This is a genomic window from Cohnella sp. OV330 (assembly GCF_900112065.1).
Taxonomy (GTDB): domain Bacteria; phylum Bacillota; class Bacilli; order Paenibacillales; family Paenibacillaceae; genus Cohnella.
In genome coordinates, this window is record NZ_FOKE01000001.1 from 154,662 (window position 1) to 170,998 (window position 16,337).

At 59.7% G+C, this 16,337-nt stretch carries 8 protein-coding genes; all 8 read right to left on the reverse strand.

The annotated features are described in order from the left end of the window. Window positions 1–312 precede the first annotated feature (312 nt). Entirely contained in the window at window positions 313–1,413 is a 1,101-nt protein-coding gene (locus BM235_RS00665) for a Gfo/Idh/MocA family protein (RefSeq protein WP_090108611.1), read from the reverse strand. Continuing rightward, window positions 1,401–2,654: an amidohydrolase gene (locus BM235_RS00670; protein WP_090108612.1), complete on the reverse strand. Its 1,254-nt coding sequence runs from the start codon at window positions 2,652–2,654 to the stop codon at window positions 1,401–1,403. The genes BM235_RS00665 and BM235_RS00670 overlap by 13 nt, the downstream gene beginning before the upstream one ends. Further along, the gene (locus tag BM235_RS00675; RefSeq protein ID WP_090108613.1) at window positions 2,651–3,478 is read right to left on the reverse strand and encodes a GNAT family N-acetyltransferase; all 828 of its coding nucleotides are present in this window, start codon (window positions 3,476–3,478) and stop codon (window positions 2,651–2,653) included. Before BM235_RS00675 ends, BM235_RS00670 begins: the two co-directional genes overlap by 4 nt. Window positions 3,479–3,509: 31 nt before the next feature. After that, window positions 3,510–4,463, reverse strand: coding sequence for a carbon-nitrogen hydrolase family protein (locus BM235_RS00680; protein WP_090108614.1), 954 nt, complete (start codon window positions 4,461–4,463; stop codon window positions 3,510–3,512). Between the two features lie 30 nt (window positions 4,464–4,493). Then, the gene (menC, locus tag BM235_RS00685; protein ID WP_090108615.1) at window positions 4,494–5,606 is read right to left on the reverse strand and encodes an o-succinylbenzoate synthase; all 1,113 of its coding nucleotides are present in this window, start codon (window positions 5,604–5,606) and stop codon (window positions 4,494–4,496) included. A gap of 134 nt (window positions 5,607–5,740) precedes the next feature. Then, the gene (locus tag BM235_RS00690) at window positions 5,741–7,294 is read right to left on the reverse strand and encodes an ABC transporter substrate-binding protein (RefSeq protein WP_090108616.1); all 1,554 of its coding nucleotides are present in this window, start codon (window positions 7,292–7,294) and stop codon (window positions 5,741–5,743) included. 82 nt (window positions 7,295–7,376) lie between these two features. After that, window positions 7,377–11,501: a stalk domain-containing protein gene (locus tag BM235_RS00695; RefSeq protein WP_177244170.1), complete on the reverse strand. Its 4,125-nt coding sequence runs from the start codon at window positions 11,499–11,501 to the stop codon at window positions 7,377–7,379. A 309-nt stretch (window positions 11,502–11,810) separates the two neighbouring features. After that, entirely contained in the window at window positions 11,811–15,938 is a 4,128-nt protein-coding gene (locus tag BM235_RS00700) for a stalk domain-containing protein (protein ID WP_158543640.1), read from the reverse strand. Window positions 15,939–16,337 lie beyond the last annotated feature (399 nt).

A 16,337-nucleotide genomic window follows, 5' to 3' on the forward strand; every position in this document is an offset into this window, starting at 1 on the left:
AACGTTCACGAGCGTCTCTTCGCCCCCTGACCTTCCGGTATCCCGAAAGTACCGTCCGTGGGTGCCTCTTTGTCCCGCCGACCATCGATTGCATCCAACGTAACGTTCACGAGCGTCTCTTCGCCCCCTGACCTTCCGGTATCCCGAAAGTAACGTTCATGAGTGCCTCTTTGTCCCGCCGACCATCGATTGCGTCCAAAGTAACGTTCACGAGCGTCTCTTCGCCCCCTGACCTTCCCGTATCCCGAAAGTAACGTCCGTGGGAGTTACTTTGCCCCGACGACACGCCGCCACCGAGCGGCGTAAGCCACGTCAATCCAGGCTGCGATCGTCCAACCCGAGCGGCAGCGGCTCGGGTCTCTCGCACGTGCTCTTCATGACGTAATGCCTGCCTTCCGCGGCCGCGTCATGGATGCCGTGCATCGCCTCCAGCACATGGTAGGCGAGCTCGCCGCTCGCGCGGTGCCGGCGCCCGGTCAGGATCGCCTTGACCATGTCCGCGGCCCCGATGCCGCGGGCGTTCTCGTCCTTGCCGTGCGTGAGCGGCATGGCCGACCAAGCGTCGGCGCCGGCGCGCCTCACGGAGACGGGACCGCCGAACGTGTTCGGATCCGGCACGAGCAGCGTGCCCTGGCTGCCGTACACCTCGATGCGCGGCAGCACGGTACCGCCTTTGACGTCGAAGGACGTGAGCAGCGTCGCGATCGGACCGGACGCGAAGTCGATGACGCCCGCCAGATGCGTCGGCGTCTCGACCTTGATGACGTGGCCGTAATTGGCCGGATTCGTCACGACGCGCTCCGGATACGAGATCCGGGCGGAGCCGGTCACGCGCGCGATCGGCCCCAACATGGCGACCAGGGCGGTCAAGTAGTATGGGCCCATATCGAACAACGGACCGCCGCCGGCCTGGAAGAAGAAGTCCGGGTTCGGATGCCAGCTCTCCGGCCCGCCGCCCAGCATAAAGGCCGTCGCGCCGATCGGCGTGCCGATCCAGCCGTCCTCGATCAGCTTGACGCAGGTCTGGATGCCGCCGCCGAGGAACGTGTCCGGCGCGCAGCCGACTTTTAAGCCTTTTCTTTCCGCCAGCTCGAGCAGCCGCAAGCCTTCCTCCCGCGTAACGGATAGCGGCTTTTCGACATACACGTGCTTGCCTGCTTCAAGCGCCTGCATGCAGACGGAAGCATGCGCTTGCGGAATCGTCAGATTGATGACCAATTGAATCTCGGGATCGGAGAGCAATTCTTCTACCGAGCAGCCTCGGACCCCGTGCTCCTCGGCCTTCGCCTTGGCGCGCGCGACGTCCAGATCGGCGCAGGCGACGACCTCCATCGATTCGAACCTTTTCCCGTTCTGAAAATAAATGCCGCTGATATTTCCCGTGCCGATGATGCCGACCTTCAACCTTTCGATGCGGTCCGCCCCCTGTATCCATTAAGTTGAGAATCCGAGTTTAGCCTGACGACCGCCAAAGCCAGAACCGCCGCTCCGGTCTCCAGCGCGTCCAGATCGAATTGCATGTGCGGATGATGCAAGCCGGGCTGCAAACCGCAGCCGAGACCGACCATGGTGGCACGGAGCTCGGGCTTGCGCAGCGCGTAAAAATGAAAGTCCTCTCCGCCCGGCGTCACTGGCGGCGGCGCATATCCGTCCTCTCCGAGCAGCTCGGCGATGACCGTGCCGACCAGCGCCTCCAGATCTGGATCCGGGCTCGCGGCTGCCGTTCGCGACTTCATTCGGAGCGTCACGGGACTGCCGTTCGCCCCTCCGACGGCATGGACGGCCGCTTCCAAATCGGGCAGCAGCCTGTCCATCGCTTCGTTCGTCTGCGCCCGTACGTCGATCGTGAAGGTGCCGAGATCCGGGATGATGTTGCTGCTCTCGTTCGGGACGTGCAGCTTCGTCACATTGCAGGAAGCGGGAACCGCAGCGTAGCTGGCGGAGACCGCGCGGACCGTCTGGACGATGTCGGACAGCACTTCGATCGCGTTCAAGCCGTCGCTTGGCCGGGCAGCATGCGCCTGACGTCCCCTGGCCTCCCCTTCCAGCACGGCGCACGCGCCATGATAGATGGCTCCGGACACTTGCCCGTAGGCCAGCTCCTTCGCCGGACGCAGGTGAATGCCCAGCAGGACGTCCACGCCGTCCAGACAACCAGCCTCGAGCAGCCTGAGCGCGCCTTCCCCAACTTCCTCCGCAGGCTGGAACAGCACCCGCAGTTCGCCGGCCGGCATGAATCCCACCGCCTGCAACGCCTTCAGCGCGAACAGCGCCATCGTCATGTGCGCGTCGTGACCGCACGAATGGTTCGCCCGCAAGACGCCGTCCACCTGCTGCCACAGCGCATCGATATCCGCGCGAAGCGCGATGCACGCGCCCTTCGCGCCGCTACCTTTCTCTTCCCTGCCTCTCTCTTCCCTGCCTTTCCCTTCGCTGTTGCCCCCGTCCGCCGCGCCGCCGATCCAATGCGCGACCAGCCCGGTGTGCGCGGAGAACGTATCGTACGGCACGCCCATCTCGTCCAACGCTCGCGACAAATACGCTGTCGTTTGATGCTCCTGCCAGCTCGCCTCCGCGAGCGCATGCAGCTCCCCGTAGGTCGCCCTGATCTCATCCCGGTGCGCACGAAGCCAATCCGCGATCGCTTCCCTCATGCTTGCCGCTCCAGCACGTAGTCCTGAACCTCGGGCTCCGCCCGATGGCAGGACACGACCCGGTAGCCTTGGGAGAAGGCCGCCGTCGCCAGCTCGCGGAGCTGCCGCTGCCACACCTTGAACGCATCGGGCTGCGCCTGCTTCAGCTGGGCCGCGGCCCGCGGGATAGGCAGCCGCAGACCGTCCGCCAGGCCGATCAGATCCTTGCCGGATTGATGGCCGAGCGCCGTCACTTTGCCGTCCGTAAACTCGACCCCAAGCAATCGCGGATACGCGGCCGCATCGCCGGCCGGCGCCCCCCTGCCTTCAGCGGCGTCCGTCGCGCGCGCCGAGGACAGCGCCCACTCCACCAGAAATCGATCCGTCGGGTGTCCTGCAGCATCGTAGCCATAAAACTCGCGAATATAAGAAGACACCGTCGCGCCGAGCTTGCATAGGTTCAGATAAGCATTGCGCGACTCGAAGGGATCGAACGTCCATACGATCTTGTCGTATCCGGCCTCCAGCGCCCACAGGCGCTGCTCCAGCTTGAGGCGCATGCCGATGCCCCGATCGCGATAAGCGGGATCGAGCGCCATCATATGCGAGCCCACATAGGGCGCCTTGCCGTCATAGCCGATGAAGCCATAGCAAAAACCGACGAGTTCCTCCTTGCTGAACGCCCCATTCACCGCGCCGCCATGCAGAATAGCCGCGCGCATCTGCTGCATCGAGGTGATCGTATCCGGCGCCCACACCTTTTTTTGCAAATGAACGGCCTGAACGAGCTCCTCGATGTCCGTAATCAATCGATACTGTATGCGATCCTCATGCTGTTCCGGCATCAGGCACCCCCTGCTCTTTCTTCAACCTTCCTCACGGCTCGAGATGACCCGGCTTGGCGCGATCTTCCCGGCATCTCGCCCAATAGTCGTCCAGCAATTCCAGATCGAACTCCCGAACGATATCCTGAATCGTGAATTCGTCCGTCTCGCTCGAGATCACGAACGCGTTCAGCTGGGTCGGGTCGCTAATCTTGAGCTTATAGCCGTACTTCCGTTTCGCCGCCTCGAGCTTTTCCCAATTAAAATCGTAATGCACGACCGCGCGGTCCATATTCACCGTCTCCGTCACGTGCGGATAGAAGAGCGTGCTCTTCGCCACGACGTCGCCCACCGGATTCAAGATCGAACAGATCCCGGGCCGCCAGATCGCGCCCGCAAAGTAAGCCCTGCACGTATAGGCCCAATAAGAGGTCATCATGCCTCCGTGGTAAGCCGAGGAGAACACGATGAGATCGGGCTTTTGCTGCATATACCGCTCCCGCAGTTCGTCGAAATTAACGTCGAAGCAGATGATGCAGGCAACGCGGCCGAAATCAGTCTCGATGACATCCGCTTCCTTGCCGTACAACGTATCCGAATTCGACTTCTGACGGATCGTGATGAAGTTTTTGTTGTACGTGCCGCACACCTCGCCGGAGCGGTCGAGCACATGCGTCGCGTTGCGGAAGCTGCCGTCCGGCATCTCCAGGTTGGCCGAATAAGCGATGTAGCACCGATTGGCGCGCGCGATCCCGGCAAAATAGTCGCGAATCCGGTACCCGCGATAGCGATAATAATCGTAGAGCCACTCCGTGCTCATATCCTTCATGTACGGATCGTCGCAGCACTCCGGCAATACGATGAAGTCGGGCCGCTCCGGCAGCACCTGCTGCAGCTGCGCCTCCCATTTGGCGATCATCTGCGTCACGACGCCTTCAAACCCTTGGCCGGGATCGACCTCTTTGAGCGGCGGCGCCATGCAGCTGATTTTGACATGCTTGGCCATGCGATCGTCCTCTCCTTTTGCCAAACTTCTTTATGCGTCTCGCGTCAGTTTGGCGACGGTCCATTCGTCCAGCGTGCGCTCGCACACCTCATGGCCGATCCCCGATCCGGTCGGCACGGCCAGTACGCCCGGTCGAATCAGGTCGACCTCCGGTACGACGACGTCCCGCTCCCAGAATCGGCTGGATGCCGACACGTCTCCCGGTATCGTGAAATTGGACAACGAAGAGAGCGCGACATTGTGCAGACGGCCGATACCGAGCTCCAGCATCCCGCCGCACCAGACCGGTATGCCGCGTTCCATGCAGAGGTCGTGGATCTTCTTCGCGTTCGTGAATCCGCCGACCCGGCCGAGCTTGATGTTGATGATCCGGCAGCTGCCGAGCTCGATGGCGTGTCGCGCATCCGCGAGCGTATGGATGCTCTCGTCGAGACAGATCGGCGTCCGCAGCTCCCGCTGCAGCGCGGCATGGTCGACGATGTCGTCATGCGCCAGCGGCTGCTCGATCATCATCAGGTTATAGGGGTCCAGCGCCTTCAAAAGCGGCACGTCCGCCAGCGTGTAGGCGGAATTCGCGTCGACCATGAGCGGCAGCGAATCCCCGAACTTCCGGCGGATCGCGTCGACCAGCCGGATATCGAAGCCCGGCTTGATCTTCACCTTGATCCGTTTGTAGCCCTGCTCCACGAATCGCTCGACGTTCCGGACGACCGCCTCGACCGTCGGCTCGATGCCGATGCTCACGCCCACGTCGAGCTCCTGCTTCGTGCCGCCCAGCGCTTGCGACAGCGAGACGCCTTCCCGTTTCGCGTACAAATCCCAGACTGCCGTCTCGATCGTCGCGATCGCCATATGATGGCGTCGGATCGGCGCGAACAGCGCCGATATCTCGTCGGGATGCGCCACTTCCCTGCCCGCCAAAGCGGGCACCAAATATTGCTCCAGCATATACCAGATCGTATCCGTCGTTTCTTCGTTGTAATAAGGGGCGGAGAAAGCCGTGCTCTCTCCATATCCGGTCGCGCCGTCGCCGTGGACGCTGACGATCGCGCAATCCTTTTTTTCCATCCGTATGAAGCTGGTCTCGAACGGAGCTTTTAAAGGCGCTTGAACGCGCCTTAACGTAATTCGATCGATTTTCATGTGCCGACCCTGCCTTTCGTCCTTCGCCGCATCCCTTTTATTATAGGGGGGCCGCTCTGCGATCGGACCCCTTCAATCTTATGACTTCATGTCCAAAATTAAGATCGCGAGCGTGGCGGCGCTGCGAATGGGGTTTACGGATGGCTTTGGATAAACGCGTCGATCTGCTTCTGCATCTCGGCCTGGACCTTGTCGATCCCCGCCTGCTTCAGCTTCTCCTTGGCGATCGGGATGCCTTCCTCCGGCTTCACGAGGCCGTGGTAGATCGGCAGCAGATAGGTTTTCTGCACATTGCCGAGCGCAGCCAGCTCGTTTTTAATGTTCGTATCGTCCAGCACGAATGTCGCCAGCTTGGTGTCGACGATATTGTCTGCCTTCCATTTATCGTAAAAGGACTTGATCAACTCTCCGGCCGCCCCTTCAGGCTGACGGTATAGCTCGGGCGTGCGCCAGCCCCACGGGCAAGCGCCGTCGGGCGGATATCCGGCGGAACCCGGCAGGCTCTTGTATTTGTAATCTCCGACAGGCTCCCAGTGCTTGCCTTTGATGCCGTACGTGGTCAGGTCGAACAGTTCCTTGTCGTAGCGGAGCAGATCCAGCGCCATGAGCGCACGCTCCGGATTTTTGGAGGTGGCGTGGATGCCGATGCCGTTGCTGATCAGCGGGGACCTATACCGCTTGGCATTCGGCGTGAGATCGACGACTTCGGGCTTCCACTCCGGATGGGCAAGCAGGATCGCTTCCATCGTGCCCGCAACGGTAGGGAGATTGCCGGAGTCGGCCGCCGTCTTGCCTGCCTTGAACGCCGCGTGCCAATCGGTCTTGGAGACGATGGATTCTTTGGGCCACAACCCCTGTCGGGCCATATCGTAAAGCGCGTTGAACTTCGCGATGTACTTGGGATCGTCCAAGTAGTTGTAAAGCTTCGGATGCTCGCTGTCCATTTCGTAGACGAGCGGGACGCTGCCGTTCACGAAGAGACGCTCGAGATCGGCGAACATGACCGGCATGGCGACGCCGTTCAGGTTCGTGCTCGGCCCGCCGAACGGGGCGATGTCCTTCTCGAATTTGGCGACCGTCGCCAGATAGTTGACAAAGTCGGCTTGCGAATCCACTGCCGGCAAATCGTACTTCTCCCTCAAATCGCCGCGGATGATCGCCAGTGCGTAGCCGGATTCGAAAATATCGTTCGGTACCATATAGAGCTTGCCGTCTACGCTCGCCTGCTCCCAGCCCAGCGGATCCTGCTTCGCCCAGGTCGTCGGCAAGTACTTCTTGATCATGTCTTCGGGCAATTCCAGGAAGCCGCCCTTGCGCGCCGTCGGCTGATAGAACGCCCAGGAGCTCGTAAAAGCCAAGTCGAAGTCTTCGTTCGCCGCGAACATGAGCGGATACTTCTGGATATATTCGTTCCAAGCGAGAAATCGCACCTCGAGCGTGGCATTGATTTTTTCCTTGAGGATCTTGTTGACCTCCGCGTACACCTCGTCCGTGTCGGCGGGCTTCGGGCCGAGCAGCACCAGCTTGAGCGTGACGGGCTTGGACGTATCGAACGCACTGGTCGCCGCGCTGCCGGAAGGCGCCTGCGTCGCAGCCGGCGAAGACGCATCTCCGCCGCCGTTCCCGCCGCTGCATGCGGCAGCCAGCAAGCTCATCGCGAGGATCGCCGCCAATCCCCATTTTTTCATCCCTGTCCCCCCCTTTAAGTCGATTATAAACCGGAAAACAGCCGAGCCTCATTCGCTCGGCTGTAGACCTATTGATTAAACGCTACTTTTTTACGAAAAACTTCATCTCGGAGATCGATACCCATTCAGGACTCAGTATCGCGTCCGTCGATCCGAACACCGCCACCCTGAAGTATCTCGCATGGATCGACGGGAAGTTGAACGGAATGAAGTTGCTGGTGTCGCCGACCGTATCGCCGCCGTACACGTTCGTCCAGTTCACGCCGTCGTCCGAGACGGAGAACATGATTCTGCTCGATCTCGTATGACCGTTGTAGAACGCGGCATCGAATCTCTCCAGTTGGATCGTCTCCCCGAAGTCGAAGTCGATATGGGATCCGATATTTCCCGCCCACCGCGAGGTATTGGACTGAATATTATCGAACATTTTCGGCACGTTTTCCGGACCGTACGTCGCGGTAAAGCTCGCATACATTTTTTCTTTGAGGTCCGCGATCGGGATCGGGGTGACCGGCGCCAGCGGCACTCTCTCCCACTGGAGCACTTCCGGCGGCGGCAGGGTCACGATGTCGGCCACCAGCGCATCGCTGTCCCACGTCACGTCGTGATCCAGGCTTTCCCCGATAAAGCCGACCGGGATCAGCAGTCGGTTATCGACCAAGGATGCCGGTTCGTCCATCGTCACGCTTGCGCCGTTCACCGTCGCCGTATCGCTGTCCGCCGTCACCACGATCGTCGTGCCGTCTTTGGTGGCCGTCACGGTTTGAGCGGCTTCGTTCCACGTCACGTCCATGCCGAGCGCTTCAAGGACATCCTCAGCCGGCACCATCACGCTGTTGCCCGCCAGCTGCGGCTCGACATCAAGATCCACGCCTTGTCCGTCGATGCGGACGCGGATCTTCCGCTCCACCGTCTCCGACGGAACCTCGTCGGCGTACGGAAGCGCGCTTGCGTTCGTCTTTTGCAGCGTATACGTGCCCGGCGTCCCCTCGAAGTAGAGCGTATTGCCGTCTTTGACGACTTTATGCTTCGCCGACGCCGTCTCGCCCGCCTTCACGGCGGTCCAGTCGCCTTCCGCAAGGTCGGCCACCAGGATCTTATAAGTCTGGCCTGCTTCGCCGTCGAAGGCGATCGTCGCTTCCTGATCGGTCAGGCCGAAGTCCTTGGCGAAAAAGACGACGCGATCGTAGATTCTTGCTCCTGCATAATCGTCCGTCTCGGAATAGTGCACATCCAGCGGCGAAGGACCTTCGACGGCGTCCATCACCTGCATGACGTTCAGGAAGCGCGTCTGGTTCGCAGGCGCTTGGTTCGAGAGCTCGATCCGCCAGTCGCCCGCTTCGAGGCTCTGGATGTTGGCCGGATTGCCGGGAGCTCTCGGGAAATTAACGCCGTCCACTTCGAATTCGCGTCCGGGACCGCCGATCTTCTCGACCTTCAGGTCAACCGCCTTAGGCAGCAGCGCGTCGGTGACCATCTTGCCTTCATAGCCCCGCTCCGTCACCGTATTCGTGAATCGGCTGCCTTCCCGAACCGGCTCGCCTATCGTGTGAAGCAGCCATCTTTTCTTTGCGTTCGCATTCGGCGTGTCGATATTGTCGTACACGATCATCGCCGCAGGATGCTCGTCGTCCTTGAAGTTCAGGAACGCCATGCTCCTCGTATAGTCTTCGGTCCTCGTCTTGCCGTACGCCTCCGTAAGCTCGCCCTTCAGATACGAGTAATCCGGATACATCTCGTCGTCGCCGATGGCGTGGGACAAGATCGTTCCTCTCTGGTAATCCGGACTGGTATTCCATTGCTCGACCGTTCTTGGGATCTCCGTCACGGAGCGTTGATTCGACGGGGAGAACTTTCCCTGATCATTCGCAGAAGCAAGCGGGTCTTCGATCAGCACGACGTTATGCGCGACCGACTGCTTGTTGTAGTTCAGGTCGTGCGGATTGCCGTATTCGTCGAAGGATCCGTTCGGGAAGACGCCGTTGTAAATACCGGAATCAATCGCCAGGTAACCCTTGTAGTACATTGAGAACGCGCCGGCGTCGACATGTTGGTGGTTGGTCTGGGTCCGCTCCCCGATATTCATGACCGCGACGACCGATTTGGAATCCGGTCCGTCATCCCAGCCCGTGCGGGCCACGATCGAGCCGTACGGCGCCGGGAAGTACTTGGACAGCGGCGTATCGTAGGTGGATTGCGCGGGCGCTTCCGGATCGAAGAACAACATGTAATACAGTTCGTCCTGATACGTGTTCTGCTTCAGGAACTCGTTCTGAGCTCTCGGATTCCGGTATACGCTGCCTGCGATCATGCTGGTAATATTGCCAAGTACGAATCTGCTCCACGGCACTTGGTAGTAGGTATTGAAGTCGTCGCCTTCCGTCATGATGAAGCCGTCAGGCCGGCGGGTATACACCTGCCTGTCTAGCGCTAGTCCGATCTTGCTCGTGAGCGGCTCGATGCCGATCCCTTTCCACAGCTGATTGCCCATCATGATGTACCTGAGCCGATTGTCCCCATAAGCGGGGCCTTCGAAGGGCATCTCCGCGTCGAGCATGACATTGTAGCCTGGCAGGCTCACATTCAAGAGGAAGTCCGCAACGTCGTTATAGTACTCGGGATTGGTGTCGTACACCGCGATTCCCATCGCCAGCTTGAACTGATGGTGCACGTCGCCGTTGGCGTGCCCGGCCAGAATATACTTATCATTCTGCTTCATCGGGTACGGGTATTCGAGACCGGTCCTGACCCACACGCCCAGCGCCTGGCGGACGGCCGCCCGCTGCCCCTCGTCCATCAGATCGTAGCACCAGTCGTAGACGACGGATTCCAGGAACATCAGGGTGCCGACTTCTCTGCCCACATCGAAAATGACGCCCTTGTCGGGGTTCAACTGTGTCGTATTCGCCATGTTAACGGCGATCGAGACCGCCTTTTCACCCGCCGCCTCATCGCCATGGATCAGGTAGAGAAGCGCGTTGGACTTCATGACCTCGACCGTTCTCGGGTCGATGTTGGTATAAGCGGTTCCCGTTCTGGGCGGGAAGTTGCCGGTCAGCTGCCTTTGCGCTTTGGTGTTGATGTTCGCCCATACGTCGTCAAAAGCAGGGTTGCTCAACCTCGCCTTAAGCGCGGGGAGCGTATCCTTGTTCACGAGCACGCGCGGGCGCTCCGCCGGCGGGATCGGAAGCGGCTTGTACTGGCCGGATTGCTTGGGCGCCACGGGGAAGATGATCGGCGCCTGCGCCTGGAACAGAATGATCGGGTTGGTCGTCAAATCCCCGACCTTCTCGGTGACTTTGCCTTGATAGGTCATCGCAAACGTATAGGTGCCCGGCAACAGTTCCTTGCTCGCCGTGCCGCCCACCGTCGTCCCGAACGTCCGCCAGCCGGTCGCATAATACGACGCCGCGCCGCCGGTCAGCGGGTAGCCTTGCTCGTTTTTCAGCTGCACGGTCGCCTTGACCGTCCGGAAAACGATGACAGGATCGGCGCCGATCTGCTGCGCTTTGTCCATCCGGGTGCCTTCGTAGTCCACATGGAACGTATAGTTGCCCGGCAGCAGCTCCTTGCTCGCCTCGCCGCCGGCGACTTCGCCGAACGTTTTCCAGCCTTCGGAGCCGTAATAGGAGGCCGTACCTCCGCTAAGCGGGTTGCCCTGGCTGTCCTTCAGCTGCACCTTCGCCTTGACCGTCTGGAAGACGATGACGGGATCGGCGCCGGTATCTTGCGCTTTGCTCGTTCGCGTGCCTGCATAGTCCACGTTGTACGTATACGAGCCGGGCAGCAGCTCTTTGCTGGCCTCGCCGTTCGCGATGGTCCCGAACGTTTTCCAGCCGGAAGCGTAATAAGAGACGACTCCGCCGTTAAGCGGATTCCCTTGGCTATCCTTCAGCTTCACCTTGACGTTCACCGTCTGGAAAGCGACGAGCGAATCGACGCCCGTGTCCTGCGCTTTTTCCAGGTACGTCCCCTCGTATGCCACATGGAACGTATACGACTTGTCCGGCAGCGTCTTGCTCGCGATGCCTGTCGCATCCGTCGTGCCGAACGTCTTCCAACCCGCATCGTAGTAATCGACGGTCGCGCCCGCGAGCGGATTGCCGTTGCTGTCCTTCAACTGGACTTTGACGGCATCCGGATCTCCGTATACACTCTCGGACACCGACGTTTGCGGCTCGACCGCCGCCGCCCGCTGCGGGGCCAATCCAAATAAAAACCCTCCAATCATCGCTAAGCATAAAAGCATGGAAATCCACTTTTTGTTCGTTCCAGTTAACCAACTGGCCATTCTATTCACCCTTTCGCCGATGCCTGGGCGGCAAGTATACGAATCGATTTCATTTTAATGGAAACGCTATCAAGATCGTCCCCGTCAATCTTTCGATTTCATGGTCAAAGTTAAGACGCGGGGGCTTGTTTGTTCCTAGTCGAGACTTCTCTCGGTCCGGAAGAGCGGCGTCCGCGGCTACGCCAAAAAGCCGGGCGCACGCGCCCGGCTTCCTGCATTCCGAAACTACTTTTTCACATAAAACTTCATCTCCGAGAACGACACCCACTCCGGATTGACCAGCGCGTCCGTCGATCCGAACACCGCCACTCTGAAGTATCTCGCATCGATCGACGGGAAGTTGAACGGCATGAAGTCGCTGGTATCGCCGACCGTATCGCCGCCGTACACGTTCGTCCAGTTCACGCCGTCGTCCGAGACGGAGAACATGATCCGGCTCGACCGGGTGTGACCGTTGTAGATGGCGAGGTCGAATCGTTCCAGTTGAATCGTCTCCCCGAAGTCGAAGTCGATATGCGTCCCGAAATTGCCTGACCACCGCGAGTTATTGGACTGGATATTATCGAACAATTTCGGCACGTTTTCCGGAGCGATAGTCGCGGTATAGCTTGCGTACATTTTTTCCTTGAGATTTGCGATCGGGATCGGCGTCACCGGCGCAAGCGGCACTCGCTCCCATTGGAGCATCTCCGGCGGCGGCAGGGTCACGATGTTGGCCACTCGCGCATCGCTGTCCCAAGTCACGTCGAGATCCAGGCTCTCCCCGATAAAGTTCACCGGGATCAACAGCTGGCCGCCTTCAAGCGTAGCCGGTTCGTCCATCGTCACGCTCGCGGCGTTGACCGTCGCAGCAGCGCTGCCCGCCGTCACGACGATCGTCGTGTTGTCTTTGGTCGCCGTCACGGTCTGGGCGGCTTCGTTCCACGCCGCGTCCATGCCGAGCGCTTCGAGGACCTCCTCCGCCGGCACCATCACGCTGTCGCCCGCCAGCTGCGGCGCGACGTCAAGATCCAAGCCCTGTCCGTCGATGCGGACGCGGATCTTTCGCTCCATCGGCTCAGACGGTACCTCGTCGGCGTACGGAAGCGCGCTTGCGTTCGTCTTTTGCAGCGTATACGTGCCCGGCGTCCCTTGGAAGTAAAGCGTATTGCCGTCTTTGACGACTTTATACTTCACAGATGCCGTATCGCCTGCCTTCACGGCGGTCCAATCGCCCTCGGCAAGGTCTGTTACCAGAACTTTATAAGTCTGGCCTGCCTCGCCGTCGAAGGCAATCGTCGCTTCCTGATCGATCAGACCGAAGTCCTTGGCGAAAAAGACGACGCGATCGTAGATTCTGGCGCCCGCATAATCGTCAGTCTCGGAGTAGTGCACATCCTGCGGCGCTGGACCGTCTACGGCGTCCATCACCTGCATGACGTTCAGGAATCGCGTCTGGTTCGCAGGCGCTTCGTTCGAGAGCTCGATTCGCCAGTCGCCCGCTTCGAGACTTTGGATGTTGGTGGTACTTCCGGGCTTTCTCGGGTAATTAACGCCGTCTACCTCGTATTCGCGTCCGGGTCCGCCGATTTTCTCAACCTTCAGATCGTCGGCCTTTGGCAGCAGCGCGTCGGTGACCATCTTGCCTTCATAACCGCGCTCCGTCACCGTATTCGTGAACCGGCTGCCTTCGCGGACCGGCTCATTGATCGTGTGAAGCAACCATCTTTTTTTGGCGTTCGCATTCGGCGTGTCGATATTGTCGTACACGATCATCGCCGCAGGATGCTCGTCGTCCTTAAAGTTCAGGAACGCCATGCTCCTCGTATAATTATCGGTCCTCGTCTTCCCGTACGCCTCCGTGAGTTCGCCTTTCAAGTACGAATAATCCGGATACATCTCGTCGTCGCCGATGGCGTGGGACAAGATCGTCCCCCTCTGGTAGCCGGGGTCGGTATTCCACTGCTCGACCGTCCTTGGAATCTCCGTCACGGAGCGTTGATTCGACGGCGAGAATCTCCCCTGATCAGCCGCATTCGCAAGCGGGTCTTCGATCAGCACGACGTTGTGCGCGACCGACTGCTTGTTGTAGTTCAGGTCGTGCGGCTGGCCGTATTCGTCGGGAGTCCCGTTGGGGAAGGGCTCGCCGTTGTAAATGCCTGAGTCGAGCGCCAGGTAACCCTTGTAGTACATCGAGAACGCGCCGGCGTCGACATGCTGGTGGTTGGTCTGGGTCCGTTCCCCGATATTCATCACCGCGACGACCGATTTGGAGTCCGGTCCTTCATCCCAGCCCGTGCGGGCCACGATCGAGCCGTACGGCGACGGGAAGTACTTGGACAGCGGCGTATCGTAGGTGGACTGCGCCGGCGCTTCCGGATCGAAGAACAGCATGTAATATAGTTCGTCCTGATAAGTGTTCTGCTTCAGGAACTCGTTCTGCGCTCTCGGATTGCCGTAGACGCTGCCTGCGATCATGTTGGTAATGTTGCCATGCACGAAACGTTGCCATGGCGTCTGGTAGAAGGTGTTGAAGTCGTCGCCTTCCGTCATGATGAAGCCGTCCGGCCGGCGGGTGTACACCTGTCTGTCGAGCGCCAGCCCGACCTTGCTCGTGAGCGGCTCGATGCCGATCGCCTTCCACAGCTGGTTGCCCATCATAATGTACTTCAGCCGATTGTCTCCATAAGCGGGGCCTTCAAAGGGCATCTCCGCGTCAAGCATGACGTTGAAGCCGGGCATCGTGACATTCAGGAGATAGTCCGCGATGTCGTTGTAGTACTCGGGATTCGTCTCGTACAGCGCGATGCCCATCGCCAGCTTGAACTGATGGTGCACCTCGCCGTTGGCGTGCCCGGCCAGAATCACCTTGTCGTTCGTCTTCATCGGATACGGATACTCGAGACCGGTCCTGACCCATACGCCGAGCGCCTGGCGGATGGCCGCCCGCTGTCCCTCGTCCATCAGATCGTAGCACCAGTCGTAGACGACGGACTCCAGGAACATCAGGTTGCCTGCTTGTCTGGCGACATCGAAGATGACGCTCGGGTCGGGGTTCAACTGCGTCGTATTCGCCATGTTAACGGCGATCGAGACCGCTTTTTGACCTGCAGCTTCATCGCCATGGATCAGGTAGAGCAGCGCGTTCGATTTCATGACTTCGACCGTTCTCGGGTCGATGTTGGTATATGCGGTTCCCGTCCTGGCTGGAAAGTTGCCTGTCAATTGTCTTTGGGCCTTGGTGTTGATGCTGTCCCACACGCCGTCAAAAGCAGGGTTGCTTAATCTCGCCTTCAGCGCGGGGAGCGTATCCTTGTTCACGAGCACGCGCGGTCGCTCCGCCGGCGGGATCGGAAGCGGATTGTACTGGCCCGATTGCTTGGGCGCGACGGGGAACATAATCGGCGCCGCCGCTTGGAACAAGATGGTCGGGTTGGTCGTCAGATCGCCGACCTTCTCGGTCACCTTGCCAGCGTAGGTCATCGCGAACGTGTAGGTTCCCGGCAGCAGCTCCTTGCTCGCCGTGCCGCCCACCGTCGTGCCGAACGTCCGCCAGCCGGTCGCGTAATACGACGCCGTGCCGCCGCTCAGCGGGTAGCCTTGCTCGTTTTTCAGCCGCACGGTCGCCTTGACCGTCCGGAAGACGATGACCGGATCTGTGCCGATCTGCTGCGCCTTGTCCATGCGTGTGCCTTCATAGTCCACATGGAACGTATAATTGCCCGGCAGCAGCTCCTTGCTCGCCTCGCCGCCGGCAACGACTCCGAACGTTTTCCAGCCTTCGGAGCCGTAGTAGGACGCCGTGCCGCCGTTAAGCGGACTGCCCTGGCTGTCCTTGAGCTGTACTTTTGCTTTCACCGTCTGGAAGACGACGACCGGATCGGTGCCGGTGTTCTGCGCTTTGCTCGTTCTCGTGCCTTCATAATCTACGTTGTACGTATAAGAGCCGGGCAGCAGCTCTTTACTGACTTCGCCGTTCGCGATGGTCCCGAACGTCTTCCAGCCCGAAGCGTAATAAGAGACAACTCCGCCGCTAAGCGGATTCCCTTGGCTATCCTTCAGCTTCACCTTGACGTTCACCGTCTGGAAAGCGACGAGCGAATCGACGCCCGTGTCCTGCGCTTTTTCCAGGTACGTCCCCTCGTATGCCACATGGAACGTATACGACTTGTCCGGCAGCGTCTTGCTCGCGATGCCTGTCGCATCCGTCGTGCCGAACGTCTTCCAACCCGCATCGTAGTAATCGACGGTCGCGCCCGCGAGCGGATTGCCGTTGCTGTCCTTCAACTGGACTTTGACGGCATCCGGATCTCCGTATACACTCTCGGACACCGACGTTTGCGGCTCGACCGCCGCCGCCCGCTGCGGGGCCAATCCAAATAAAAATCCTCCTATCATAGCCAGACATAACATCATGGAAATCCACTTTTTGTTCGTCCCAGTTAACCAACTGGTCATTTTATTCACCCTTTCGGCGTATGCCCGACGGCATGTATACGAATCGACTTTATTGTAATGGAAACGCTATCAAGTTCGTCCCCGTCAAACTTTCGATTTCATGGAGGAAATTAAGGAGGCTTGAACGGACTTATGCGGCGGCACCGCACAACTCGCCTTTTGTTCCTGATTGGGACTTCTCGCGGACCTTGGGATAGCGCGGGGTATCGTTTGTTTCTGGTTGAGACTTCTTGCGAACCAAGGGACATCGCGAGGTATTGTTTGTTTCTGGTTGAGACTTTTCGCGGGCCATGGGACAGCGCGGAGGATTGTTTG